The 23,636-nt window shown below is 40.5% G+C and carries 20 protein-coding genes; 8 read left to right on the plus strand and 12 right to left on the minus strand.

Annotated elements, in window-relative coordinates; translation table 11 throughout:
• The first annotated feature begins 1 nt into the window (after position 1).
• On the plus strand, positions 2-262 hold the full coding sequence (locus V7K25_RS29360; protein WP_335163066.1) for a hypothetical protein: 261 nt from the start codon (positions 2-4) through the stop codon (positions 260-262).
• Positions 263-272: 10 nt separating this feature from the next.
• Positions 273-401 (plus strand): hypothetical protein, encoded by a 129-nt coding sequence (locus V7K25_RS29365; RefSeq protein ID WP_335163068.1) that lies wholly within the window; start codon positions 273-275, stop codon positions 399-401.
• Positions 402-524: 123 nt separating this feature from the next.
• Here V7K25_RS29365 and V7K25_RS29370 read toward each other — a convergent pair whose 3' ends face one another.
• Positions 525-725, minus strand: a complete 201-nt coding sequence (locus tag V7K25_RS29370) for a hypothetical protein (RefSeq protein WP_335163070.1) — start codon at positions 723-725, stop codon at positions 525-527.
• 224 nt (positions 726-949) lie between these two features.
• Here V7K25_RS29370 and mnmE point away from each other — a divergent pair, with 224 nt between their 5' ends.
• A complete protein-coding gene (mnmE, locus tag V7K25_RS29375) occupies positions 950-2,344 on the plus strand; it encodes a tRNA uridine-5-carboxymethylaminomethyl(34) synthesis GTPase MnmE (RefSeq protein ID WP_335163072.1) in 1,395 nt (464 codons plus the stop codon).
• A gap of 27 nt (positions 2,345-2,371) precedes the next feature.
• On the opposite strand, the gene V7K25_RS29380 is transcribed toward mnmE, so the two are convergent.
• The 4 genes from V7K25_RS29380 to V7K25_RS29395 all read right to left on the minus strand — a co-directional run bounded on the left by V7K25_RS29380 (position 2,372) and on the right by V7K25_RS29395 (position 7,519).
• Complete coding sequence (locus V7K25_RS29380) at positions 2,372-3,952, minus strand: DHA2 family efflux MFS transporter permease subunit (RefSeq protein WP_335163074.1); 1,581 nt, start codon at positions 3,950-3,952, stop codon at positions 2,372-2,374.
• Positions 3,953-4,053: 101 nt separating this feature from the next.
• A complete protein-coding gene (locus V7K25_RS29385; RefSeq protein ID WP_335163076.1) occupies positions 4,054-5,304 on the minus strand; it encodes an MFS transporter in 1,251 nt (416 codons plus the stop codon).
• Between the two features lie 130 nt (positions 5,305-5,434).
• Complete coding sequence (locus tag V7K25_RS29390) at positions 5,435-6,889, minus strand: HlyD family secretion protein (RefSeq protein WP_335163078.1); 1,455 nt, start codon at positions 6,887-6,889, stop codon at positions 5,435-5,437.
• Between the two features lie 162 nt (positions 6,890-7,051).
• On the minus strand, positions 7,052-7,519 hold the full coding sequence (locus tag V7K25_RS29395) for a MarR family winged helix-turn-helix transcriptional regulator (protein WP_335163079.1): 468 nt from the start codon (positions 7,517-7,519) through the stop codon (positions 7,052-7,054).
• A 545-nt stretch (positions 7,520-8,064) separates the two neighbouring features.
• On the opposite strand from V7K25_RS29395, the gene V7K25_RS29400 reads away from it, so the two are divergent.
• The gene (locus V7K25_RS29400) at positions 8,065-9,801 is read left to right on the plus strand and encodes a hypothetical protein (protein WP_335163080.1); all 1,737 of its coding nucleotides are present in this window, start codon (positions 8,065-8,067) and stop codon (positions 9,799-9,801) included.
• Positions 9,802-9,841: 40 nt separating this feature from the next.
• Here V7K25_RS29400 and V7K25_RS29405 read toward each other — a convergent pair whose 3' ends face one another.
• Positions 9,842-11,500 (minus strand): ArnT family glycosyltransferase, encoded by a 1,659-nt coding sequence (locus tag V7K25_RS29405; protein ID WP_335163082.1) that lies wholly within the window; start codon positions 11,498-11,500, stop codon positions 9,842-9,844.
• A 137-nt stretch (positions 11,501-11,637) separates the two neighbouring features.
• Here V7K25_RS29405 and V7K25_RS29410 point away from each other — a divergent pair, with 137 nt between their 5' ends.
• Both V7K25_RS29410 and V7K25_RS29415 read left to right on the plus strand, forming a co-directional pair.
• Positions 11,638-12,282 carry a class I SAM-dependent methyltransferase gene (locus tag V7K25_RS29410; RefSeq protein WP_335163084.1) on the plus strand — a complete coding sequence of 215 codons (645 nt, stop codon included), beginning with the start codon at positions 11,638-11,640 and terminating at the stop codon, positions 12,280-12,282.
• 151 nt (positions 12,283-12,433) lie between these two features.
• Positions 12,434-12,889: an EVE domain-containing protein gene (locus tag V7K25_RS29415; RefSeq protein WP_335163086.1), complete on the plus strand. Its 456-nt coding sequence runs from the start codon at positions 12,434-12,436 to the stop codon at positions 12,887-12,889.
• 131 nt (positions 12,890-13,020) lie between these two features.
• Here V7K25_RS29415 and tnpA read toward each other — a convergent pair whose 3' ends face one another.
• Positions 13,021-13,431, minus strand: a complete 411-nt coding sequence (gene tnpA / locus V7K25_RS29420) for an IS200/IS605 family transposase (protein WP_335163088.1) — start codon at positions 13,429-13,431, stop codon at positions 13,021-13,023.
• A gap of 67 nt (positions 13,432-13,498) precedes the next feature.
• On the opposite strand from tnpA, the gene V7K25_RS29425 reads away from it, so the two are divergent.
• Positions 13,499-14,959, plus strand: coding sequence for an RNA-guided endonuclease InsQ/TnpB family protein (locus tag V7K25_RS29425; protein WP_335163090.1), 1,461 nt, complete (start codon positions 13,499-13,501; stop codon positions 14,957-14,959).
• Between the two features lie 123 nt (positions 14,960-15,082).
• Here the strand turns inward: V7K25_RS29425 and V7K25_RS29430 are convergent, their stop codons facing one another.
• The 5 genes from V7K25_RS29430 to V7K25_RS29450 form a co-directional block, all read right to left on the minus strand.
• On the minus strand, positions 15,083-15,247 hold the full coding sequence (locus V7K25_RS29430; protein ID WP_335163092.1) for a hypothetical protein: 165 nt from the start codon (positions 15,245-15,247) through the stop codon (positions 15,083-15,085).
• 175 nt (positions 15,248-15,422) lie between these two features.
• Complete coding sequence (locus V7K25_RS29435; RefSeq protein ID WP_335163094.1) at positions 15,423-16,247, minus strand: zinc-dependent peptidase; 825 nt, start codon at positions 16,245-16,247, stop codon at positions 15,423-15,425.
• Positions 16,248-16,485: 238 nt separating this feature from the next.
• Positions 16,486-18,627, minus strand: a complete 2,142-nt coding sequence (locus V7K25_RS29440; protein ID WP_335163096.1) for a calcium-binding protein — start codon at positions 18,625-18,627, stop codon at positions 16,486-16,488.
• Positions 18,628-19,258: 631 nt separating this feature from the next.
• Positions 19,259-21,181 carry an Hsp70 family protein gene (locus V7K25_RS29445; protein WP_335163098.1) on the minus strand — a complete coding sequence of 641 codons (1,923 nt, stop codon included), beginning with the start codon at positions 21,179-21,181 and terminating at the stop codon, positions 19,259-19,261.
• 14 nt (positions 21,182-21,195) lie between these two features.
• Positions 21,196-22,098, minus strand: coding sequence for a hypothetical protein (locus tag V7K25_RS29450; protein ID WP_335163100.1), 903 nt, complete (start codon positions 22,096-22,098; stop codon positions 21,196-21,198).
• 444 nt (positions 22,099-22,542) lie between these two features.
• Between V7K25_RS29450 and V7K25_RS29455 the strand changes: the two genes are divergently transcribed.
• Positions 22,543-23,334 carry an SAM hydrolase/SAM-dependent halogenase family protein gene (locus V7K25_RS29455; protein WP_335163102.1) on the plus strand — a complete coding sequence of 264 codons (792 nt, stop codon included), beginning with the start codon at positions 22,543-22,545 and terminating at the stop codon, positions 23,332-23,334.
• Positions 23,335-23,636 lie beyond the last annotated feature (302 nt).

Here is a 23,636-nt window from a genome sequence, read left to right on the forward strand (position 1 = left end):
TATGAATACGCCTAGAATCTTTGCTGATTTTCATAATGCTGATATTCAGGGTCGCCTACGTTTAAACTGTATTGGCACAGTTGAAGACCTAGCTCGTCAGAACATTAAATTGCAAGACGGAAAATTGCTCACATTATATAGTGAGGATTTAGAAGTAGAGGGAGTGTTACAGTATTCCACTGAAGAAAAGTTATGGGTTGCTGTGATTGATTGGAATGCAATCAAACAAATGGATGACCTTGCAGTTCAGGCAAAATACTAAATGTGTTAGTGTGGCACAGTCAACAACTGCACCACAATTATTGGTCAATATCTTAGATAAGTTGCAAAACCTATCTGTGAAGCCTAGTTACCAGAATAGCGGCCAGAAGCGATCGCAAAGGCATAAATCCTTAAGTTGAGACTTGGTTATAAGGTTGTCATCAAAGTAGCGATCGCTTGGCAGCAAAACTGCGAGAATTAAATATAGATCCAGATACTATTTAACCTTTGCGCTATATTGCTTGAGCCTGTTGGCGCAAATGCTATATATCTTCAGGAAGAACCCATTTTGGCGGTTCTGTCATTTTTTTACGCAGGCGTTCTTGTGCCAACTCCAACATTTGATCTAGGGGAGTCTCTTCAATAAATTTTGTAGCGGCCTCTCTAAACTCGATATTGGGGCATTTATTCCCTAAAACACACCCGTTAACACAGGCTACAGCGCAGTTAATTTTTTGCTCCACAATAAATTCCTCTCTCTAAAAGTTATGAGCAGAAACGCGATTAATCGCGTCTGTACAGGAGTTATAATTTTCACTCCTAACTCTTTACTATCAGGCATTACCTTCCAGGTAAATTTTACCTTGGCAGTTGCCATCCCATTAGTCTAAATACTTACCATTTAGAAAGTTATCAGTTATGAGTTATGATTTTGACTCCTAAGTTTTCACTCTTATGAAGGGCGCTCATGTCAGAAGTTTTTGCTACTACTGGAACTATCGCTGCGATCGCTACTGCTGTTGTCCCCCAGCAGGGTAGTGTTGGTATTGTGCGGGTGTCCGGTTCCCAAGCAATGGCTCTAGCCCAAACTCTCTTTCATGCACCAGGGCGACAAGTTTGGGAAAGTCACCAGATTCTCTACGGTTACATTCGCCATCCCCAGACGCAACAACTGGTAGATGAAGCCCTATTGTTGATTATGAAAGCACCCCGTTCTTACACCCGTGAAGATGTGGTGGAATTCCATTGCCACGGGGGAATTATGGCAGTGCAGCAGGTATTACAACTGTGTTTGGAAAACGGCGCTAGACTAGCCCAACCGGGAGAATTTACTCTCCGCGCCTTTTTGAATGGGCGATTGGATCTAACTCAAGCCGAAGGTATTGCTGATTTAGTGGGAGCTAAATCGCCTCAAGCTGCCCAAACTGCCTTAGCTGGTTTGCAGGGAAAATTAGCTCATCCGATCCGGCAGTTACGCGCCAACTGTTTAGATATTTTGGCAGAAATCGAAGCTCGAATTGATTTTGAGGAAGACTTACCTCCCTTGGATGATAAAGTCATAATATCAGAAATTGAGAAAATTGCCGCAGAAATAACTAGGTTATTGGCAACCAAAGACAAAGGTGAGTTGCTACGCACAGGTTTAAAAGTGGCAATTGTGGGGCGTCCGAATGTGGGTAAGTCGAGCTTATTGAACGCTTGGAGCCAGAGCGATCGCGCTATTGTAACTGACTTACCCGGTACAACCCGCGATGTGGTGGAATCGCAATTAGTTGTCGGGGGAATTCCCGTACAAGTGCTAGATACAGCAGGGATTCGGGAAACAACAGACCAAGTAGAAAAAATTGGCGTCGAGCGATCGCGTCGGGCTGCCAATGCAGCTGATTTAGTCTTGCTTACCATTGACGCTTCAGCCGGTTGGACGGAAGGCGATCAAGAAATTTACGAACAGGTGCAACACCGTCCATTAATTCTAGTTATTAACAAAATCGATTTATTAGAAAAAGACGAAAGCAAATATCTTCAATCCAAAATTCCAAATCCAAAATCTAAAATTTTCACAGCCGCAGCCCAAAACCAAGGCATTGATGCTTTAGAAACAGCAATTTTAGAGATAGTTAAATCGGGAAAAGTCCAAGCTGCTGATATGGATTTAGCCATCAATCAAAGGCAAGCAGCAGCCTTAACTCAAGCGAAAATTTCTTTAGAACAAGTACAAGCAACAATTGCCCAGCAGTTACCTCTTGATTTCTGGACAATTGACTTACGGGGTGCGATTCAAGCACTAGGAGAAATTACTGGCGAAGAGGTTACAGAATCAGTTTTAGATAAGATTTTTAGCAAATTTTGTATTGGAAAGTAATCTATCTATAATAGACATAGAACAAATTTAATGAGCGACAGTGCCACCAGTTGGCTTCACCTTTTTGAAAAATAAAACGGCAAGTCCACTGACTAACAAAGCAATGCCAATAAAATAAAAACAATCGTTAAAAGCCATTACAAATGCTTCCCGGCGAACTATATTAGATATAGATGCGATCGCTTGATTTTGTGCTGTACTTAAATCTGTTCCCTTACTGACAAAATACTGCGTCATTTGGTCAATTCGCTGTTGAGTTTCTGGGTTATATAAAGATATTCCATCACCCAATCTATTCGAGTGAAATTGCTCTCTGTTTGCTAATAAAGTTGCTAAAGAAGCAATTCCGATAGAACCGCCCATATTTCGCATCATATTAAATAAACCACTTGCCGAACCTGCTTCTTTTGGACTTAATCCACCAGTGGCAATAGAACTAAGCGGTACCATAATTAGGGGTTGTCCCATTGCACGCACGAATTGTGACCACCGTAATTGATCTAATCCTGTTTCATTAGTCATTCCAGAGTTCATAAATGCACTGATGGAAAATAAAGCTACACCAACGGCTACCATTAACCGCACATCAATGCGTTGCATCAATTTGGGAATAAGGGGAATAATAAACAGTTGAGGAATACCAGCCCAAATTAACACTTCACCAATTTGCAGGGCATTGTATTGTTGAATTTGGGCAAGATACAACGGTAAAATATAAATTGAACCATACAATCCTATCCCTAACGACACATTGACAATACTGGCTAAACCAAAGTTACGTCTAGACAAAAGCCGTAGATTAATAAATGGTTGCTTTCGAGTTAATTCAATATAGAAAAATATCGCCAAAAAAATTACTGCAATTACAGTTAAGCGGACAATCAACGCTGAACCAAACCAATCTTTGCGGCTACCTTCTTCTAAAACAACTTGCAGGGAACCTAACCCAATAGCCATCGCAATAATTCCCCACCAGTCACCTTGTTTCAGTAAATTAATTTGGGGTTTTTCTTGCTTAATTCCATACCAAACACCAGCTAGCATTAATGCTCCTGGAATTACATTTATGTAAAAGTTGTATTCCCAACCAAAGTTTTCTGTTAACCAACCTCCTAATGTTGGGCCAATTGAAGGTGCAAAAACTGCACTAAAGCCAAATGCAGCTAGTCCCACTGATTGCTTAGATTGGGGTAAAGTCGTTAATACAACTGTCATAGCGGTGGGAATTAATACTCCTCCGCTCAAACCTTGTAAGGCGCGAAAGAAAATCATGGAATTGAGATCCCACGACCAAGCACAGCATATAGAAAAGAAAATAAATAGTGCAGTATTTACTACTAAATAACGGCGTAAAGAAAATACCCGTGATAACCATCCTGTTAGAGGAATTACCACAATTTCTGCTACAAGATACGCTGTAGAAATCCAAGAACCTTCTTCTAGGGTTGCTCCTAAACTTGCTTGAATATCTTGCAGCGAAGCATTAGTTATTTGAATATCCAATACCGCCATAAATGCACCAAGCATACTGGCTAATACACCAATCCAGGTTCTTAGCGGTACACTCTCTGGTGGTGCTTGCTGACGAATTACTCCTGTATTAGCCATAGTGTTTTTCCTGTTTCAAACTTAAGTTGTAAAAAATCTCTTATTAAATTTTATCCTTCTCTCTGCACAGCAAAATTAAAATTGGTTCCTATTTAAAATTTCTAAGCTTTGATAATACCCTTTTGCTCATAAATTGGACGCATCATTTTCCTTAAAGCAGGCAACTCTCTGGTAAAAATGATTGACCCTAAAATGCAAACTATACCATCAATTATTAAAGTGTTGGGAGCGCCGATATGACTGGCTAAAAAGCCTCCCAATAAATTACCCACGGGAATCATCCCCAAAAATGACATTGTGTATAAGCTCATCAATCGCCCACGTTTGTCATCTTCAACAATTGTTTGTAAAAAGGTATTGCTAGCAGCAATTTGGAGAATTGTACCTAAGCCAACAAATAACATTGTAAATAAAGAGAGTGGTAAAAATCGAGACAATGAAAAGGCAATTAGACCAATTCCTAAAATTGCTGGTGCTAAAGCAATCAATTTACCAATTCCTAAGATTGTTTGGCGCGTAGTCAGATAAATACCACCAGTTAAGGCTCCAACTCCAGAAGCTGCCATCAAAAAACCCAAACTTTCTGCACCACCTTTGAGAACTTGTTCTGCAATAACTGGTACGAGAATAGTGTTTTGCAGCCCCATGAGGCTAACTAAAGCTGATAGTAATAAGATTGCCCGAATCGGTGGAAAGCTAAACGCATATACAAATCCCTCTTTGACTTTTTGTAAGGGATTACCTTCGGTTACTACATTTTTCCAAGGTTTAACTTTCATTGCCAATAAAGCGGCAATTACAGCAATGTAGCTCAAACCATCAAATAAAAAACAATAAGCAGTTCCAACCCTGGCAATTAGTAAACCCCCGATCGCAGGGCCAATTAATCTAGCACCGTTGATCATCGTAGAGTTGATAGCGATCGCATTGCCTAAATCTTCTCTACGTTCAACCAATTCTGGCACAAATGCTTGGCGGGCTGGCGCATCTAAGGCGTTAATAAATCCTTGAAGCAAACTCAAGGCGATGATCTGCCATACCTGAATCGTACCAGTTAGCGCCAGCGCTGCTAATGTTAACGATTGAATCATCGCCAAGACTTGCGTACTAATTAAGGTACGATACCGAGAAAAGCGATCTACAAATACTCCGCCGAAGGGAGCTAAAAAAAAGCTAGGAATTTGGCTCGAAAATCCCACAACTCCTAGCATTAATGGGGAATTTGTCAAGTCATAAACTAGCCAAATCGTGGCAAGTTGCGTCATCCACGTCCCAATTAGGGAAATACCTTGTCCGGCAAAAAACAACTGGTAGTTTCTTGACCTTAAAGCAGGTAGTAGCGGTTTTTTCATGTCAGGCTTGCTTTATACCAATCTGCTTTCATAAATATCATCTCACCCTATCTCTATACCCCTCTCTTTAGATGTATGAGAATGTCGTAAGCAGAAAGAGGTTTTTCATCCGTTTGCAGCCAACTTGCTATTACTTGACTTCCACAGCAACTTCCGCAGACATCCCCGGAGTAATCCGCGATTCGTATCCTTGAATGCTCTTTTGGTCAAAAACTACTTTTACTGGAATGCGCTGCACAACTTTGGTAAAGTTCCCTGTAGCATTATCCGGTGGTAATAAAGCAAACTGAGCGCCGGAAGCTGGCGAAATACTGTCAAGACGACCAACAAAGGTGTGATGAGGGAAACTATCGAGCTTAATTTCTACTGGTTCTCCTGGGCGCATTTTTTCTAATTGAGTTTCTTTGAAGTTCGCAACTACCCAATAGTTGTTATCCACGATCGCCATTAATGGTGTTCCCGCTTGGACTCGGTTGCCAATTTCCACAGTTTTTCTACCGACTCGTCCGGCACTAGGAGCGGTAATATTAACATAAGATAGTTGCAATTGTGCGTTTTTGAGCGATGCCTCCGATTGTGCGATCGCCGCTTTTGCCGCTTCATATTGGCTACGTTTCACTGTGGTATCTTGTCCACCTGCCGTAGCTTGTTGCAATCCTCCCTTAGATGCTGCCAATTTAGCTTGGGCATTGGTAACATTTTCTTGCGCCTGTGCTAATTGAGACTGGGCTTGAGCTACACCAACTTTGGCAGAGGCTAACTTGGCTTGGGCTTGTTGTACTCCCTGAATCGCGGCGCTTTTCTGGGCGGTAGCCACATCATAAGCTGCCTTGGCTGTATCTAGCTGCTGGCGAGGAATCGCACCTGTTTTATACAATTGGTTGTAACGATTGTAATCTGCTTGGGCTTTTTCCAAATTCGCATTTGTTTGCGCTACCTGCGCTTGGGCCGCAGGAATCCCAGCTTGAGCTTCTTGTACTGCTGCTTGGGCGGCGGGAATCCCAGCTTGGGCTTCTTGTACTGCTGCTTGGGCTGTAGAAATTGCTGCTACCGCACTGCTAACATCACCCTGCGCTTGAGTTGTCTTACCCGTAGTGGTTTGTGAAGTTAAGGCAATATTTGCTTGGGCAGCTTGTGCCTGTCCACGAGCATTTTCTAGGGCGGCTTGTGCTTGTTGTACCTGACTTTGATAGTCCCGTGGATCTAACTTCACCAACAATTGTCCTGGTTGCACCAGTTGGTTATCATTCACCAGCACTTCACTTACAGTTCCTGGAATGCGGCTGCTAACTTGGTGAATGTTTCCGACAACGGTAGCGTTATCCGTTTCTTGGTGGATGGAGGCGTACTGCCAATAGTGATAACCAAAACCACCTGCGGCGATCGCACCCACACCTAATGCTGCCAAAATTAAACTATTCGGTCTTTTCCGCTTCGGTGGAGCTTCTTTTTCTTTCTCTATCTCAGGTGTTACGACAGGTGATTCTGCTGTCACAGTTTCTAAAGTCTCGGAATCAGGAATCAATTGTTTTTCGATAACTGGGGTTTTGTGTCCGTTGCGTCCGTTAAAAGTATTAGTTTTCATGATTCTTAACTTGTTTCTTCGTGCAGTAATTTGATTGATAGGCTTTTATTTAGAATGCGTAGTATTTCCTGAAAAAAATTCTTATTTCCTTAGTATGCGTATTATTATCTCAAAACAAATCTTCACAGCACCTCCCCCGGTCGGGTGATTATGGGATCATCATTAGGAGAGGTTAGCGATCACCCGGTTCAAGATTTGGGAAAATAGTTCTCGGTCAGCAAAGGAAATGCCATCCATCGCTTCATCACGCACGGCTGCGGCAACTGGGGGTAAAACAGTTTCTAGTTCCTTACCTGCATCCGTTAGCCAGATTCGCCAGATGCGGCGATCGTGGGTGTCGCGTTCTCGGCGCACCAAGCCGCGTTCTTCCATCCGATCTAGTACGCCTGTTAAAGTCCCCCCTACTTGTTTGAGTTTGTCCCCAATACTAGAAGTAGGTAAACCATCCTCTTGCCATAAACAGCACAACACCAGCCAGTGAAATGGCGTAAGACCAAAGGGTTCTAGTCTGTCTGTAAACTTGCGCCCGAGCAGTTGTGATACTAATTTGATTCTGTAGCCCAAATTGTATGGTGCCAGATTTTGCTGCCACGAATCTAAAGGTGGGGAGTGATTAGATGTAGAAACCATTAAGCAAAATACTTAGTATGCGTACTATTATTATAACTAGATTTATTCTTTTAGCAATAGTTGCTTGACATCTGTGTTAGGGAATAAATTTAATCAACTGATACTCTTAGACAGTGCGGAGAATGCGGTGTCGAGATAATTTAGGGCACTGCTCAGTATATATTCAAGCATAGCTCAAAGCTGGTATTTGGGAAATAGAGGCTACTTGTTGGGGGGAGCAACGCGAAAAAGTGAGATCATCATGAAATGAGCTTTCTTGAGCAGAGGGAGCAAATAGAAAGTTTTCGTAATTTTTATTACCTGAATATTCCTGAATACACTTATTTCTTTCTCTCCCCCTGCCTCAACAGCTTACCCATCTCATTAACTTAACCCAGACAGTTCGGCTTTGATTACTTTTTGTTGTGGGTAGAAAACACAGTGCTGCTAGAATTATTAACTCTATAAATGATTCCACAATACTTGAATATTTTAGAATCATAAAAATGGAAAAAAGCTTTTGATTTTCCTAATTAACGCAATTTATTTAGACATGGACGTGCATAATGCTAATTCCACAATTACAAAAAGTTTTCACAACGCCTATTACTCAAAAAGGCAGACAATATAAATCTAAATTGACTATTATCTTTTGGTACAGTCTAAGTCTAACTTTTGCTGTTGGCTATATTCTTATGGGGCTGCAAAAAGCTTTCAGCAGTAAATATATAGTCAGCGACGATGCACGGGAATATATTTCTTGGATGTATCGTTACTTTAACCCAGATTTATTTCCTGGCGATTTAATCGCTGATTATTTTCAGTCGGTGACACCAATTGGATATGGGATTCTTTATAAAGTAATTGCAGCTTTAGGAATCGATCTAACTTTTTTTAGCAAAATTTTTCCAATAGTACTGGGACTAGTTACTACTAGCTATTGCTTTGCAGTCTGTATGCAGATATTACCAGTACCAATGGTGGGGTTTCTCGCATCTTTACTTTTAAATCAAAGTCTTTGTATGCATGATGACTTATTTTCTGCTACTCCTAGAGATTTTATTTATCCCCTATTTTTAGCTTTTCTATATTATTCAATACGAGCTTCTGGGTTAGGTATCTTAATTGTACTTGCACTCCAATGTTTGATGTACCCTTTAATAGGTTTTGTGGATTTATTAATTTTAGCCCTGAGATTATTTCGCTGGCAGAATGGGCAGATAACTATTTCTCAGAACCGAAAAGATTTTATTTTATTTGCAGCAGCCATTATGATTACTGCGATTGTAATTTTACCTTATGTCATTCAATCATCACAATTTGGCCCGCCAATTACTGCTGCTGTTGCCAGAAACATGCCGGATTACTGGCCTGGAGGAAGAGTCAGCTATTTTAGCAATAATATTATTAATTATTGGTTTTTTGGTAGAGATAGCGGGTTTATGGCTTTAATTGCACCTCCTCAATTACTATTAGGTTTATTATTACCAATAATCCTGAAATTTAAATCTCGCTTTCTCCTAACCAAGGAATTAAAGGATGAAGTAAAACTATTACTACAAGCAGTAATAGCTAGTTTAATAATGTTTTTTACTGCCCATGCCTTAGCTTTTAAACTGCACTGGCCTAGCCGTTACACCCATCATACTTTTAGGATGGTACTTGCTATTGCAGCAGCGATTTCTCTGATCTTGATTTTAGATGCTACATTTCGATGGTCGAGAGAAAATGGGAAACAAATTTTCATCTTGGGAACTATTATAATCCTTGGTGTAGGACTCATTTTGTACCCTAGCAGCTTCAGCTTAAAAGTTTTTCCTAAAACCGTTTATGTAGAGGGTAAAGTCACAACATTATATAATTTTTTGCAAAAGCAACCGCAAAATATTGTTATAGCCTCTACTTCTGGAGAAGCAGATAACATACCTATCTTTGCTCAAAGAACAATTTTAGTGGGTAAAGAATATGCTTTACCTTTCCATACAAAATATTACGCTCAATTTCGTAAGCGGATGATTGACCTTATTAATGCTCAATATACTGAAGATATTAATCAGGTTAAAGACTTTATCCAAAAATACCATGTAACTTTTTGGTTATTAGAACGTTCTGCATTCCGTCCAGAATATATAACTAAAAACACTTGGTTACAACAATATCAGCCAGCAGCACAACAAGCGAACGCAAATTTACAGAAGGCTTTACCTGTTTTAGCGACATTAATGAACTCTTGTGCTGTTTTTGAGACTGATAATTTAGTCCTTCTCAAAGCAGAATGTATCAAAGTAGTAACGAAGACTTGAACATAATACTTAATTATAATCAAAGGTTTTCCCATCTGTCTTAGGGAAGAATTTGAATTAACTGGTATTCTTTGACTGTACCCAGAATGCGGTGAGGTCTAGATAATTTAGGGGACTGCTCAGTGTAGATCCAAGCATAGCTCAAAGCTGGTATTTGAGAAATAGAGGCTACTTGTTGAGGGTGAATAGAAAGATAGAAATTAAGCAGTACTTTGGTTTTAGCGTCTATTTGCACATAGTAAGTAGGATGATATTGGATAATTGCGGCGATCGCACTTTGTTGTAAGAAAGATTTCAAAACAGGGTTATAATCACTTAAAAGCCCTATGCTACCTGTCACCGCCAAAGCTAACCAACAAGGAATTAACCAGCCTGCAATCCAATAACGCGCTGTGAGAAACTTCTTGCCAAAATGGTAACGACTAATCCAGACTACAGGTAAAATTAACCAACCTAAACCCATAGCCAAGCCAATAGATGCATACTTGCGGATGTCAAAACTACCCCAACTAAGAACACCAATACTCACTATTACAAGTAAAATACCAAACCCACCAAAGCCATAACTGAGATTTCGAGGAAGATTCTTTTTTGCAAAAAGGCTTAATATATTTATTTTACGTTTTTCAAGAGGTAGTTGCGGCGTAATTCCTGTTTCGTAAATACTACCTAACCAATTTAAACCCGCAGATGCAAGCAAAGATATAAACGGATAAAGGCAAAGACTATAGTGAGGAAGACGAGTACTAAAAAGGCTAAGTTCACAAAATAAGATAAATGGAAAGCCAACTAATATTAACTGATAACGATTAATAGGACGACGTACAGTCAAAAATAAACCTAAAAATCCGAAAAAAGACCAAGGAAATGCTTTTAAAAGAATATTCCATAAATAAAACAGCCGATCATTTCTATAATTATTTTCAGAACCTAGCTGCACAACAAACTTAAGCAACTCTTCAAAACTCTGATTTCCGTAGTGCAGCCAACTTAACCACAGCCAAACACAGGTAGGGATTAAACCTACAAAAAAGCCTAAATACAAAAATGGGTTAGTAAGATGATGATGACGGCGATGTTCCCAAATTAAATAAGGGAATAAAGCGATGATTGGCAAAAAAATCATAAAGCTTCTGACTAAGAAACCTAAACCTAAACTTAAACCAGCTATAAAACTCCAAAAATAACGATATTGAGGATATAACTCTGTTTTTATTAAAGATAAAATAGCTAAAAGTACTAATAAAACCATCGGTACATCAGGTGTACTTAAGCGAGAGTATTGCAGCCAGAAAAATTCCACACTTAAAATTGCCGCAGCTAGCCAACCTAATTTTTTGCCTAGCATAATTTTGCCGATTTCATACACTAGCCATAAGCTAAAAATGCTAGCAATCATACTAGGAATACGCGCACTAGTATCACTCATCCCAAACAACTTGTAGAAACTGGCAATTATCCAATAAGGGCCAGGAGTTTTATGATGTGCTTTTTCCCAAGGAGTTATCCAATTACCAGAATCAAACATCAGACGCGCACGCGAGGCGTAAAGCGCTTCATCATGTGCCATCAGGCTATTATGCCCAGAAGTAAATAATAATAAGGGAAGTATCCAAAGTAACAAGCTCAAATATGGTAATAATCCCACTAGGCGGGTTTGTCGCCAAATATGCCACAAGATATGTAATTTATAAAACATTGAATTGATAAAATTGAATGCTGCTATTTAGACTCGTCTATGTGTCTTGCTGTTATTAAAATATGTTACATAATGTTTTTTGAACAATACCTGAAATTGCCGCATTTTTTGAAAAAAGTACTCCAAAACAGAGATTTATGCAATTAAGACCAAATCAACGCCAGAAATTAGACGACAAAGACGATAAGCTGTTCTATGCCTATCCCCGCTTTGTTACCCATGTCGATGAAGGATTTATTCAACAGCTAACGGATTTATATCGCGATCGCCTCAAACCCAACACCCGCATTTTTGATATGATGAGCAGTTGGGTGTCTCATCTACCAGAAGAGATGCAGTTTGCCCATGTAGAAGGACACGGACTCAACGCTGAGGAATTAGCACGAAATCCTCACTTAAATCATTACTTTGTGCAAAATCTTAACGAAAATCCGCAGCTACCTTTATCAGATGAAGATTTTGATGCTGTTCTCAATTGCGTATCTGTGCAGTATGTGCAATATCCAGAAGCAGTATTTTCTGAAATTTACCGCATCTTGAAACCCGGTGGTCTTGCAATTATCAGCTTTTCTAACCGGATGTTTTTTGAAAAGGCGATTCAAGCTTGGCGGGAGGCTTCAGAAGCGCAGCGAGTAGAATTAGTCAAAGAGTATTTCGCCTCAGTTCCAGGATTTACAACCGCAGAAGTTATAGTTCATAAGTCAACATTACCGAGTTTATTACAGTGGTTGGGTGCAGCTGGAGGAGATCCGTTTTATGCCGTTATAGCTTATCGTAGTTAAGCCAAATATTTACTAGTACAATGTCTAAGCTAGTGCAAGAAGGCTTATAGTAAGGACTTTAGTACTTAAAAAATAAGGACTTTAGTCCTTACTAGAAACTTATTCACCTGCTCAAAATTAAAATGCTTTTGTATATAGATAATTTGTGTAAATGAATTATTGGCTAATGAAATCAGAACCAGAAGCCTATAGTATTGCTGACCTTCAACAGCAGAACGAGACTATCTGGGACGGTGTTCGCAATTATCAAGCTCGCAACTTTTTGCGCCAAATGGATGAAGGAGACTTAGCTTTTTTCTATCACTCCAATGCTAATCCTCCTAATATTGCTGGGTTAATGCGTGTAGTGAAAAAAGATATTGCTGACCCGACCCAGTTTGAGCCAGAAAGTAAATACTACGACCCGAAATCAAGTTCCGAATCCCCTCGGTGGCAAACAGTTGTAGTAGAATTTGTTGAGGCTTTTTCTAACCCTATCTTGCTATCAATACTCAAAGAAGAGTTTAGCGCCGAAGAGTTAATGTTGGTGAAACAAGGAAATCGGTTATCAGTGATGCCCGTCCCTGAAGCAATAGCTTTGAAGATTCTGGCGATGAAAACCTTTTAGCTAGATCAGCAGAAGCCTCATACCCCTAAGAGTGGGTGTGAGATGAATGCGCGGGAGTGGGGAGAGATAGTGATTAAGGCTTTTTGGCGTAGCCGAAACAATTAATTACTATGTCGAGTCATGACCGATATTCATTCTGGGCTGTTTTGATTTTCAATATATTCTTTAAGCTTTGAAATTGTCACTCCACCACAGCTAGCTACGAAATAAGATCCGTTCCAAAAAGCATCTTTCCAGAAAAACTTTTCTAGATGCTCGGCATATTCTTGGCGTAATCTGCGCGAGGTAACAGATTTAATGTTGTTTACAAGTTTACTAAGCTGTAAATCTGGATGGTACTGAAACAGCAGGTGTACATGATCCTCTTCTCCGTTGAATTCGACTAACTTGCAATCCCACTTTTGAAGCAAGTCAATCAAAATATCCTCCAGTCGTTTCAACATTTCTAGGGTAAAAGCTTTACGTCTATATTTGGTTGTCAGAACTAAGTGAGCTTTTAAATCACTCACTGACCGACCTTTGGATACAAAATCGTTTCTCATTAAAAATAAGGGACATCATGGTATGATTGGTGTAGCCTTAAATCATAACACCCATTCAACTAATAGGATGAAAGCAACCTACCAGTACCGATTAGAGCCAGAATCAAATCAGAAACTAATTCTTAACGAATGGTTGAGGGTTTGTCGGTACTGGTATAACCGCCAATTGGGTGAACGCTTTTCTTGGTGGGAAAACAACCGCCATGCTGTAAATAGCTGTCCAATCTTTGTAACCAGGCTCCCTGAGTTGCTAGACCGACCTAACTATTTTACACAGAAGCTCCAGTTACCAATCATCAAAAAAGACTTAAGCATTGTGCAATGGTCGGGTGAGTTACTTGACTTCAAAAGCGTAGACTCAACCGTTCTACAAGATGTTTGTAAGCGAGTTGATAAAGCTTTTGAGCGTTTTGTAATCGGGGATTCTAAGGGTTTTCGTTCTGGAAAACCACGCTTCAAAACTGAGGCAAGTTTCAAAACCATGACGTTTGCAACAGCTAACAATGAATGGATAAAGTTAAAACGTATAAACTGGCTATATATTCGTTTGCCCAAGCTAGGGATGTTTAAGGTTCGGATGCACCGACCTATACCTGATGGATTTACTATACAGCAAGTCAGCGTTACAAAAAAGGCTGATGGCTGGTACATCCAGATGGTATTGGAAGATGTAACCATTCCAAGTCAAACCATCGATTTTATCCCCAGTTGGGACAACTCAATGGGCATTGATGCTGTATTGCAAGGTGATGACTATCTTGCGACTTCAGAGGGTGAAAAACTCCCATCTTTAAAGCCATTACGCAAGAATCAAGCCAAGCTAGATCGTCTTTCTGTTAAGCGAAATAGACGCAAGCGCGGGTTTAAATCTCGGCATAAGTTGGCAAAACGTGAAGCTAAACAGCATCAAAAAATTGCCAGAAGTCGTAAAGATTTCCAGTACAAAACAGCCCACAAGCTTGTCAGAACTGCAAACAAGTTTTTCTTCTACGAGGATTTGAATCTCAAAGGATTAACCCGACGCAATAAAACCAAACAGGATGAGAATGGAAGCTATCTTCCCAATGAACAATCCGCTAAGTCAGGACTGAATAAGTCATGGGCTGATGGTGCTTTTGGGCAATTCTTTGAAATTCTGGAGTGCATAGCCGCAAAAGCTGGCGCTGTAGCGATTTCGCAGAATCCACAATATAGTTCAATGATTCTCAGTTACCGCAATGAAATTATTTTTACTGATTGCAGTATCAGAGAATATTGGGATGAGCAAAATACTTTGATGGTTGACCGTGATATTAACGCAGCAGTCAACTTGAAAAGACTGGGGTTGGGCATTTTCCCCAGTATAAAACGCCGTAGTGGGAATCTGGACATAGTTGGAACTATGGACGATAGTACCACGAAGGAAATCCTTCATACCCTTCATCGGGCTGTTGGAAGCCTACACTGCAACCGTCTCGGTTGCAGTGTAGGAGATGTCACTAGTGCATTCCAAAGTCAATGGCAGAGTACTAATGGTCTGTCCCATTAATTTTGATGAATTTGTAGTAAGCACAAAGCGTGCTTAAAAATCTAGGACTAATACTAAGTTGCGATAGATAGTATTGTTACATTCGGTTATATAGAACACAGCCAAGAAAATCCGACTTCTCCCTTAACAGTCATTTACTTGCTCTACTTTCATTGGTTTTCCAGGTCGGCTCAACAGACGAATCACTAACCATCGCGTGCGTTCTTTTACTTCTCTACAACGTCGGTAGCGTTGGGTTAATTCTGCGTAATCCAGGTGAGGAATGATCTTAATTCGAGTACGAGGCATCGCTGTACACCAATTTTACTTCCCCTTCAATATTCTGAAATTAAATCTAGTAATTCAAGGTTTTTAAACTTATTTTTTATGTATAATTCAAGGATTTATGTTTTTATTACTATTCAGATTCATGCAATCGGAAGCTGAGGTTATATCTGGTAGCTTATGGCCGTAAATGGTGCGTTTAAAACCATTGCACAGGATCTAATTGATAGTAACGTTGCAGTTGCTCATAAATTGCCGGATGCTTAGACAGCAATTGGTGTGGTTTCTCAAAGAATGTCTCAGTTGCTACGGCAAAAAATTCTGCGGGATTCGTTGCACCATAGCTATCCATTACCGTCTTTACGCCTTGTAGAACATCATTACAAAGTTGCTGATATTCTTCTGTCATCACCTTCGCCCATATAGTATAGTCTGAGTTGCTTTGCAGTATAGGAACTCCTTCAGCTTTACCATCTTCTTGATCCAACTGATGGGCGAATTCGTGAAGCACAACGTTACGTCCGTCTTCCCAGTTATTAATGTCTTGTCTCACCTGTTCCCAAGACAGTACTAATTGGTCATTTGTCCAAGATTCACCCAGTCTTGCCACACGCCTTTCCTCAACAACATATTTTCCGACGGAATTCGTTTCCTGAACAAAATAAGCATTAGGATAGACTAGAATTGAACGAAGTCTAGGGAAGTATTGCCCACGTTCATTTAATAAGAGCAAACAGGCGATCGCAGCAAGGGTCAGTTTCATTTCCTCCGTTACCTGTAATCCTCTACAGCCAATAAATTGCTTTTCTGCTAAAAATACTTGAATATGTCCCTGAAGTCGTCTGATTTCATTGGGAGAGAGACACAGATAAATGGGAAGATTATTTTCAATAATTGCATTCCACAGTGGGGGAAAAGGACGGTGCTTTAGGTGGTTTCTTCGCCTTTTTACTAGAATGGGATTGATTAAAATTCCCGTGATAATCAGCCCAATGATGATAAATACAACTATTGTTTGAATCATTGATTTTTGATAATTTTACATATTTAAGTCATTGGCAAACAGCCGCAAATAATTACAATATAGTGCAATCCGCTTAAGTTAAGAAAAATTGTCGATTGGGTTAAGCAAAGCGCAACCCAACCAGGGCAAACGCATCTTATTTCGTAATAAAAACTAAGCAAGATTTTAAAATGATATTTCCTTCAAGGCTACTGATAAAATAACGAGTTTTAACTGTTGTTTTACCATTTAATGAACCTCAGGCAACAATTGTGAAGTCAGCCGTTGTCAAGGTGGGAATATTAAGCAGATTGATAAATTCGGCTCCAGTTCCTAAGCCTGCTGCATTGCCATTTTGGTTATAGTAGAGACTGCCACTACTGCGACTGTAAACCAGGAAAGCATTGCTGGTTGCAGCTAAATCATCATCGTCTACAATCGTAAAATTAGAAGCTTGACTCAACCCATTACCCACAATACTAGTCAAAGCAGTAAAAGTCTTTTTACTCAACAGCAACTTATCGCTTCCAGAGGTAAAATCAGTCAGGATATCGCTACCGAAATCGCTACTAGTAAAAGCTCGTCCGCTACTATACAAAAAGCGATCGCTATCTGCTCCACCTGTAAGAATATCATTTCCAGACCCACCGATTAAAGTATCAGCCCCACTTCCACCTGTCAACACATCATTACCAGCGCCCCCATTCAGGGTATTATTGAGGCTATTGCCAATCAAGCGATCGCTACCATTACCACCAACCACATTTTCAATTACATTATTCGCTGATAGGGTCAATTTCAAGTTACTATTGACTGTCTGGGTGGTAATGATGCCTAAATTCACTCGTATATCTGTACTAGTATCACTAAAATTTAAAGAATCATTGCCGCCTGTGGTAGTTTCTTGAATGCGATCGCTACCTAATGGGGTAGAAGCATTGAATGCGTAAGTATCATTCCCCAGACCACCAGTGAGAATATTATTGCCACTATTACCCGTCAATATATTATTGCGACTATTGCCAGTGCCGTTAATATTGCTGGTTCCAATCAGAGTTAAATTATCGACACCATTAGCTAAGGTTGTTGTGGTACTAGCTTGTAAGCTGTTAGTGATGGGGACAGTGGCTACTTGTACTTCAAATGCGCCAATATCAACTTTAGCGCCAACAAGCCGCGCCAAGCCTCGTTGGTCGTAGGGAATGGGTTCTGAAGTGTTGCCATCACCGTCAATGTCTTGTGTATCAGCAGGAATCAAGTTGTTGTTGCCGGCGTTAATGGCTGGGCTACCAGTCAGGAGGGCATGGGTAAGGGTGATTCCGCCGTTATTTTGTAGGGGGCTGAGTCCGGGGTAAGGGTTGACGATATCTGTACCAGTGCCTACAGTGCCACTGGCTCCAGCTAGAGAGCCAATTAGATTATAATTATTGCCGTTAACTGTCCCTTGAATATCTTTGCCTGTACCCTGGTTATCATAATTACCAAAATTTCCGGCAACAATTGTGTTCTTTAAATTGGCACTGCCGTAAATTCCACCTCCTCCTAAACTGACCGCCGTATTATTGGTACCCGCCGTATTATTGGTAATGGTGCTGTTAAGTATATTTGTCACACCCGTACCATCAGAATCTATACCACCGCCAGCTGTTGCGGCACTGTTTCTACTAATTGTTGTGTTAACTAAAGCACTAGATCCGCCGTTATTTTCGATACCACCGCCAGCGCTGTCTGCATTATTATCACTAACTGTAGTGTTTATCAGCGTCAATGTATCAAAGTTGTAGATTCCACCTCCATCATCTGAGCTATTATTACTTATTGTGGAGTCAATCGCAACCACAGTCCCAGAGTTAAGGATACCGCCACCGTCGACGTTAGCTTGATTGTTACTGATAGTAGAACCATTTCGCAAGTAGACTGTACCATCGTTGTAGATGCCGCCTCCGCCGTCATAACTGGACGATTGGTTGCCTGTAACGGTCGAATTAGACAAATCGAGAAAGCTATTAGAATCAAGCCTAATACCTCCACCATGAGTAGAGATATTGCCGCCTGTAACCACTACATTCTGTAAGCTTAATTGTCCTCCAGTAAGTACATCAAAGACGCGATCGCTATTTATTAAACCGGAAGCATCAATAGTTGCTTTTTGTCCACCAACTGCCACAATATAAACTATATTCTTGCGACTTTTAATATCTAAATCTCCGGTGAGGGCATTATCTTCATTAATCCCATTCGATGTTAGGTTGTAAGTTGCTCCTCCTGTTAAGTGGATTTCATAGCCAGTATTTGGGTTTGCATTGGCAATTAAAATCGCATCCCGCAGAGATAACCCATTAGCAGCACTGCCATCATTTTGATCGGCTGTGGTATTGACTGTCAAAATTGTAGGAGCCATTTTACATTTCCTTGATTTATTATAAAAATTATCTCATCCAGATTACATTCATAAAAATAATTTTAGAACGCCGCTCAAGTTGTTTTCACTGCTGCGGTTTTTGATTCACCTGTAACCAAATTTATAAATTTTTTGGTTCAGACCAACCTACACAGTTTAAGGTTTTTGGCGTTAACACCAAGCCTATTGCAATATAGTGTAAATAATGCACCGAAAAAACAAAATCGTCTGTTACGGCTTCCGTAACACACTCTACAGTTACAGCTATTTATATTTATCTTTATTTATCATTACCAGCGCTCTGATTCTCACCACAATTTTAAAATACTTAGGCGTAACCGTTCACCGGGGGGTCAAAAAAATGTCCGATATGAAATCACACGGAATCAATACAAAAACTAGGCTAGATTTCATTTTTTCCGGTTAATTTTGATTAGTTAAAAGTCCTACATTGGTATGCAAATTTTTTTTTAGATATTTTAGGTACTATTAGTTCCGAGCATAAATCGCCCAAACTATTGCTCTGCAAGAGATTTAGCTTTTAGGCGAATATTCTACCCCCCGTGAACGGTTACACTTAGGCGATGCGATAACAATTTATAAAAAATAGATTTGGTGGTACATATCACCGTTATTGAATCAGAATTATGCAAGATTGAACTTTGGTAGAAAGGGTTTTTTGCAGCCCTTGCTCAACTTTGCTAATCAGTTTATCAAAAGCCTCTTGATCTGCTGTCAATTGTTCTTGAAGAACTTTCTCTAACTCAGGCTTTATTTGCTCACACATCTCATCGATTTTTTTATCGCTCAAAAAACTAGAACGAACCCAACTAGGTACATCCACATTTGTCTTGATTACTTCTTGAACACTCTTGCGATTTAGCTCCATTCCTGCCGCTATCACCGAAGCCCCATATACTAGTGCAATAGGCCAGGTTAAATGTCCAGTCAGTATGAGAGTGATGATACTAGCTACAGTGCCTCCACCAATTACTACATTGACAATAAAGCCCACTGTCTCAGCCAGAATAGCATCTCCAATTCGTAACTCTGGGTTAACAAAATTTGGGTCAATACTATCCTGGAACCTTAAGCTGCTTCTAGGTATCTGAAACTTTCGACAGATTGGATCGGTTTGTGCGGCTAAATCTGGTTGGATTTTATTGCTAAACCAAGAAGCGCATTGATTATTAATTATCTGCACAGCGCGATCGCTTTTGAGCCACTGTTCTGCCCGACCGATCAAAGCTGTTTCCAAATCTGCTAAAGTCCGTATTTTGTTTTTTTGCCAATCTTTTAAACCTGGTTTAACTGCGTTGACAATCAAGCCATCTGTCAAAGGCTTAGTTAGTGATTCGATTAACTCCGGGATATGCCTTTCAATCAAACCTTTGAGCTTATTTGAGGTAAATAGTTTGTTGACTTCTTCCTTAAAAGCAGCAGCACGCAGATCCCATCGTCCTACTCGTGCTAATCCTAGTGCAATACACCGTTCCGGTTCCGGATCGGGGCGAAGCAGCGTTTCTGGTTCGGGAAACATTTCCTGACAAAGCAAGTGCGTAAACTTCATGCGAGATGCACCGCCAGTCATCAGCAGAAGTTTCGGCACGATTCCAAGTTTTTCTAGCTTTTCTTTCGCCTCGGTTAAAGAATCGCTAAACGATCGCACCCAACTATGCTGCTCCAATTCAGGTAAGGGCTGGTTTAAAATTTCCTCCATCATCAATTTATTTACTTGGGGAATGAAATAAATCTGTTCGTTAATCGACTCGAAGCCACGCGCAAAGGATTCAGGATCGCTGTATAGCTGTTCATTAGAAAAGTAATCTTCTTTAGCTTTGCGACAAGCAAGTTCACAACGAGCTTGGTGATGGGGATATTCCTTAAATACTTTTTCGAGTAATGCTTTTTGTTCGTGGTTGGCGAGAGTCCGGGCAAAAATAGCTTTGTCAATTAGAGATGCACCTAAAGTATTACTCCCGAAATCTATCGGGATTTCTTCTAAACTTTTAACCAGAGTAAAATCTGTGGTTGAAGAACCAATATCGACAATTAACACCGATGCTACAAGTTTGTCATACTCCAACTTCCCGGCTTCTTTGGCTTGCATGAAAGCAGCCCGCGATTCGGGTACAACATTTAGTTGGGGAATACCAGCTTCTTGAAGTAGCTTTTGGTATTCGGTGCGATCGCTAATTGACCATCCTGAAGGGCAACCTATGTAAAAATAGCTACCTTCGCCACCTTCGAGTTGTTTGCTTTCTTTTAAAAGTCGGTAGTAGGTTGCTACAAAAGTGCTAATTGTTTCCCGATATTTAGGATCGTTGTTGGGTTTTTGCTTGAAAGAAATTGTTAGTTGGGTAACGCCAGCTTGAATTAATGCTTGTTCGCCGACAAGATAACCGAGTTTAGGATGCCAACCAAGGGCTGTAATTTGGTTCTTCTTGTTGTTAATCTCCAGCATCTGGGGGGGGTCGATGCTTTCCACGATCGCTTTAGCTACAGCCGTTTCACCGTGTCCCAAATCAAAACCGATTGTTTCTAAAATTTCCATACCCTTATTGTCTATTATTCTCTAGCAGAGGAATATGCTGGTTCAATTACCCTACCGCGCCGAATCAAGCGATCGCCTTTTAATAAAGCCGGAGTTAGAGTTACGTGATCTTTGGTATCGGGGTCGATACTTGGCTCAAAGTCAAAATAATTGCGATCGCTGTGAGGGTCATTTGGTCGGTAAATTTGAGCATTAATTCCCTGAGACATTAAAATCTGTGGCAGAAGTTTTGCAAGTTCATAAGCCATTTGGGGTTTATCAAGTTTTGATGCGCCCATTAGCCTTTGCAGAAAATTTAATAACTCTGGCAGTTCTTCTATTGCTAAGTCGCCTTCATGTTTATTCCATTCTTCTACTCTAGCTACTGCTAGGTCGATAGTGTTGAGAGCATCGCCAAGATGATCTAAAAAGACTTTGCTATCAACTCTGAGCATAGGTTTAGGTAATTCCAATAGCTCTGAAGACATAGAATTTTGCTGGCTCTTTAACTCAAGTTGAAGCACAACTTCTACCCCTAGAAGTATAGAGGTTAATAAAATAGCCATCCATGCACCTGGGGTAGTTTTAGTTAAAGAGAACAACGAACCTAAGATGCCTATATAAATTAGCCCCTTTAGCAGTTTTAGGATTAATCTGCTGGAAAACAACTTTGTCGGGTTAGTAAATTGCTTTTGCTCTGTTGGAGCAATTTGAGAATAGTTAGCCGCAGCAAGAGTAGCGATGGACTGCCGCAGGGTATCTAGGAAAAAGGAAGCTAGACGAATTTGAGCCAAATTAAGCTTTTCAATGTAAATTCTTTCGAGATTATCAAGTCGATTCTGAACCAACTTAACTATCTCCTCAATGTTAGTTGTGTTATCAATATCTGTCTGAAGTTGGTTGCGTTCTTCGCTAAAAAGTAAAGTAATTGTTTTCATTGCGTTGACTAAGACTTTAACGTTATTAATAGGAGTGAAATGAGCAGACAACTGCTTATTTAAACCTGTAATCACATCATGACTGATGTAATTAATCTAAGTTGTGTAGTTCCAGTATTTTTTGGCTGGAAAATTGCGCTCAATGTTATCTAGAAATCTTGCATATACTTGAGATCGCACGTAGACTGCTGATGAGGCATGTTCACTGAAGAAGCAGAGGGGCAAGGGGAACAGTCCCTTCCCCTTTGCGCGAAGCGGAGCGAAGCATGGGTAAGAAGCCCCATCATGAAGGGCGCTTGACTTGGGCGGAGTACAAGCTTCTTCCCAGTCTCTCCCCCTTGCTCCCTGCCCCCTGCTCCCCTGCCTCTTTTGACTGGAGCCTTTGAAGGTCAACCATTGTCTAACCATTGATTGCAAATTACACCCATTAGAAGGAGGAGCAGAATGTTTATCTGCGTCATTGCAGACTACGGTACAGGAGATCCGGCATTTACAGAAGTCACACAACGGCTGCTGATGGCTTTTCCTCATGCCCAAATTCATTTGCTTTCGGTTCCAGCATTCAGTACCTTGGCAACGGGATTCTGGATTGCCCAACTAGGACTCAACCCAGGCCCTAGCGATCGCCTAATTTATCATAACTGTGCGCCTCGTCAGGATGATCCTGAAGCCCGTCGAGACAATGAAGGTGAAGGGCTAACTTATGCTCTTTTATCCAATGGTGTAAAAGTAGTAGGTGTGAATGCAGGCTACACACTCTCCTTTATCAAAGACTATACAAAGGAATTGCGAGTGGTCAACGTTGCTCGTGGTGGTTCGCAGTTTCGCTCACGGGATGTCTTTCCTCCAGCTGCGGCTGCCATTATGAATGAAGATTTTAGCCTTCTGGGAGATAGTCTTAAGAGTGAGCAAATCCCAGATGTTCCACCAGATCGAATTGCCTGGATTGATGGCTACGGCAACATTAAAACAACTATTGGGGCGCATACACTGAATTTGGAGCCTCAAAGCAAGATCGTGATCCGAATTGGAGATGTGGTGAGTGATGCAGTGTATTCTGATGGCAGCTTCAAGGTGTCTGAAGGAACTTTAGCCTTTGCTCCTGGTAGTTCCGGTTGGTCAAGAGGCGATTCAGGAGAACCATTGCGCTTTTTAGAGCTATTTCTTCGAGGAGGGAGTGCTTGGGAACGCTTTGGCCGTCCCCGTGTAAATCAGCAAGTAACTCAAATTGCCTAAATCAAATCCACTCGTTCATAGCCTACAGATAAACCTGACTTTTCACGGTATCTGGAAAACCTCTCTTCTTCATCTCTCTCCTTTTACAAGAGAGATTTTAAATTTTCCCCCTTCCAGCGTCGAGAAGGAGGTTAAGGAGTTAGGTTTTCGTGAGCTTTTCCAAATGGCGTGAAAAGTCAGGTGTATTGCAAGGTATTAAAATAATTCGTAATTTGTAATTTGTAATTTCTAATTACATGATTTTGAGTATTTTAACTCATTGATAAAATATGCTTTATTTTAAACTCTCAACGATGCGCTTG

Origin of the sequence: Nostoc sp., from assembly GCF_036919495.1 — a bacterium.
GTDB lineage: Bacteria > Cyanobacteriota > Cyanobacteriia > Cyanobacteriales > Nostocaceae > Nostoc.

Excerpts from the sequence above, each read along its gene's own strand:
- V7K25_RS29360 (WP_335163066.1), top strand. The coding sequence starts at position 2 with ATGAATACGCCTAGAATCTTTGCTGATTTTCATAATGCTGATATTCAG.
- mnmE (WP_335163072.1), top strand. The coding sequence starts at position 950 with ATGTCAGAAGTTTTTGCTACTACTGGAACTATCGCTGCGATCGCTACT.
- V7K25_RS29380 (WP_335163074.1), bottom strand. The coding sequence starts at position 3,952 with ATGGCTAATACAGGAGTAATTCGTCAGCAAGCACCACCAGAGAGTGTA.
- V7K25_RS29385 (WP_335163076.1), bottom strand. The coding sequence starts at position 5,304 with ATGAAAAAACCGCTACTACCTGCTTTAAGGTCAAGAAACTACCAGTTG.
- V7K25_RS29390 (WP_335163078.1), bottom strand. The coding sequence starts at position 6,889 with ATGAAAACTAATACTTTTAACGGACGCAACGGACACAAAACCCCAGTT.
- V7K25_RS29395 (WP_335163079.1), bottom strand. The coding sequence starts at position 7,519 with ATGGTTTCTACATCTAATCACTCCCCACCTTTAGATTCGTGGCAGCAA.
- V7K25_RS29400 (WP_335163080.1), top strand. The coding sequence starts at position 8,065 with ATGCTAATTCCACAATTACAAAAAGTTTTCACAACGCCTATTACTCAA.
- V7K25_RS29405 (WP_335163082.1), bottom strand. The coding sequence starts at position 11,500 with ATGTTTTATAAATTACATATCTTGTGGCATATTTGGCGACAAACCCGC.
- V7K25_RS29410 (WP_335163084.1), top strand. The coding sequence starts at position 11,638 with ATGCAATTAAGACCAAATCAACGCCAGAAATTAGACGACAAAGACGAT.
- V7K25_RS29415 (WP_335163086.1), top strand. The coding sequence starts at position 12,434 with ATGAATTATTGGCTAATGAAATCAGAACCAGAAGCCTATAGTATTGCT.
- tnpA (WP_335163088.1), bottom strand. The coding sequence starts at position 13,431 with ATGAGAAACGATTTTGTATCCAAAGGTCGGTCAGTGAGTGATTTAAAA.
- V7K25_RS29425 (WP_335163090.1), top strand. The coding sequence starts at position 13,499 with ATGAAAGCAACCTACCAGTACCGATTAGAGCCAGAATCAAATCAGAAA.
- V7K25_RS29430 (WP_335163092.1), bottom strand. The coding sequence starts at position 15,247 with ATGCCTCGTACTCGAATTAAGATCATTCCTCACCTGGATTACGCAGAA.
- V7K25_RS29435 (WP_335163094.1), bottom strand. The coding sequence starts at position 16,247 with ATGATTCAAACAATAGTTGTATTTATCATCATTGGGCTGATTATCACG.
- V7K25_RS29440 (WP_335163096.1), bottom strand. The coding sequence starts at position 18,627 with ATGGCTCCTACAATTTTGACAGTCAATACCACAGCCGATCAAAATGAT.
- V7K25_RS29445 (WP_335163098.1), bottom strand. The coding sequence starts at position 21,181 with ATGGAAATTTTAGAAACAATCGGTTTTGATTTGGGACACGGTGAAACG.
- V7K25_RS29450 (WP_335163100.1), bottom strand. The coding sequence starts at position 22,098 with ATGAAAACAATTACTTTACTTTTTAGCGAAGAACGCAACCAACTTCAG.
- V7K25_RS29455 (WP_335163102.1), top strand. The coding sequence starts at position 22,543 with ATGTTTATCTGCGTCATTGCAGACTACGGTACAGGAGATCCGGCATTT.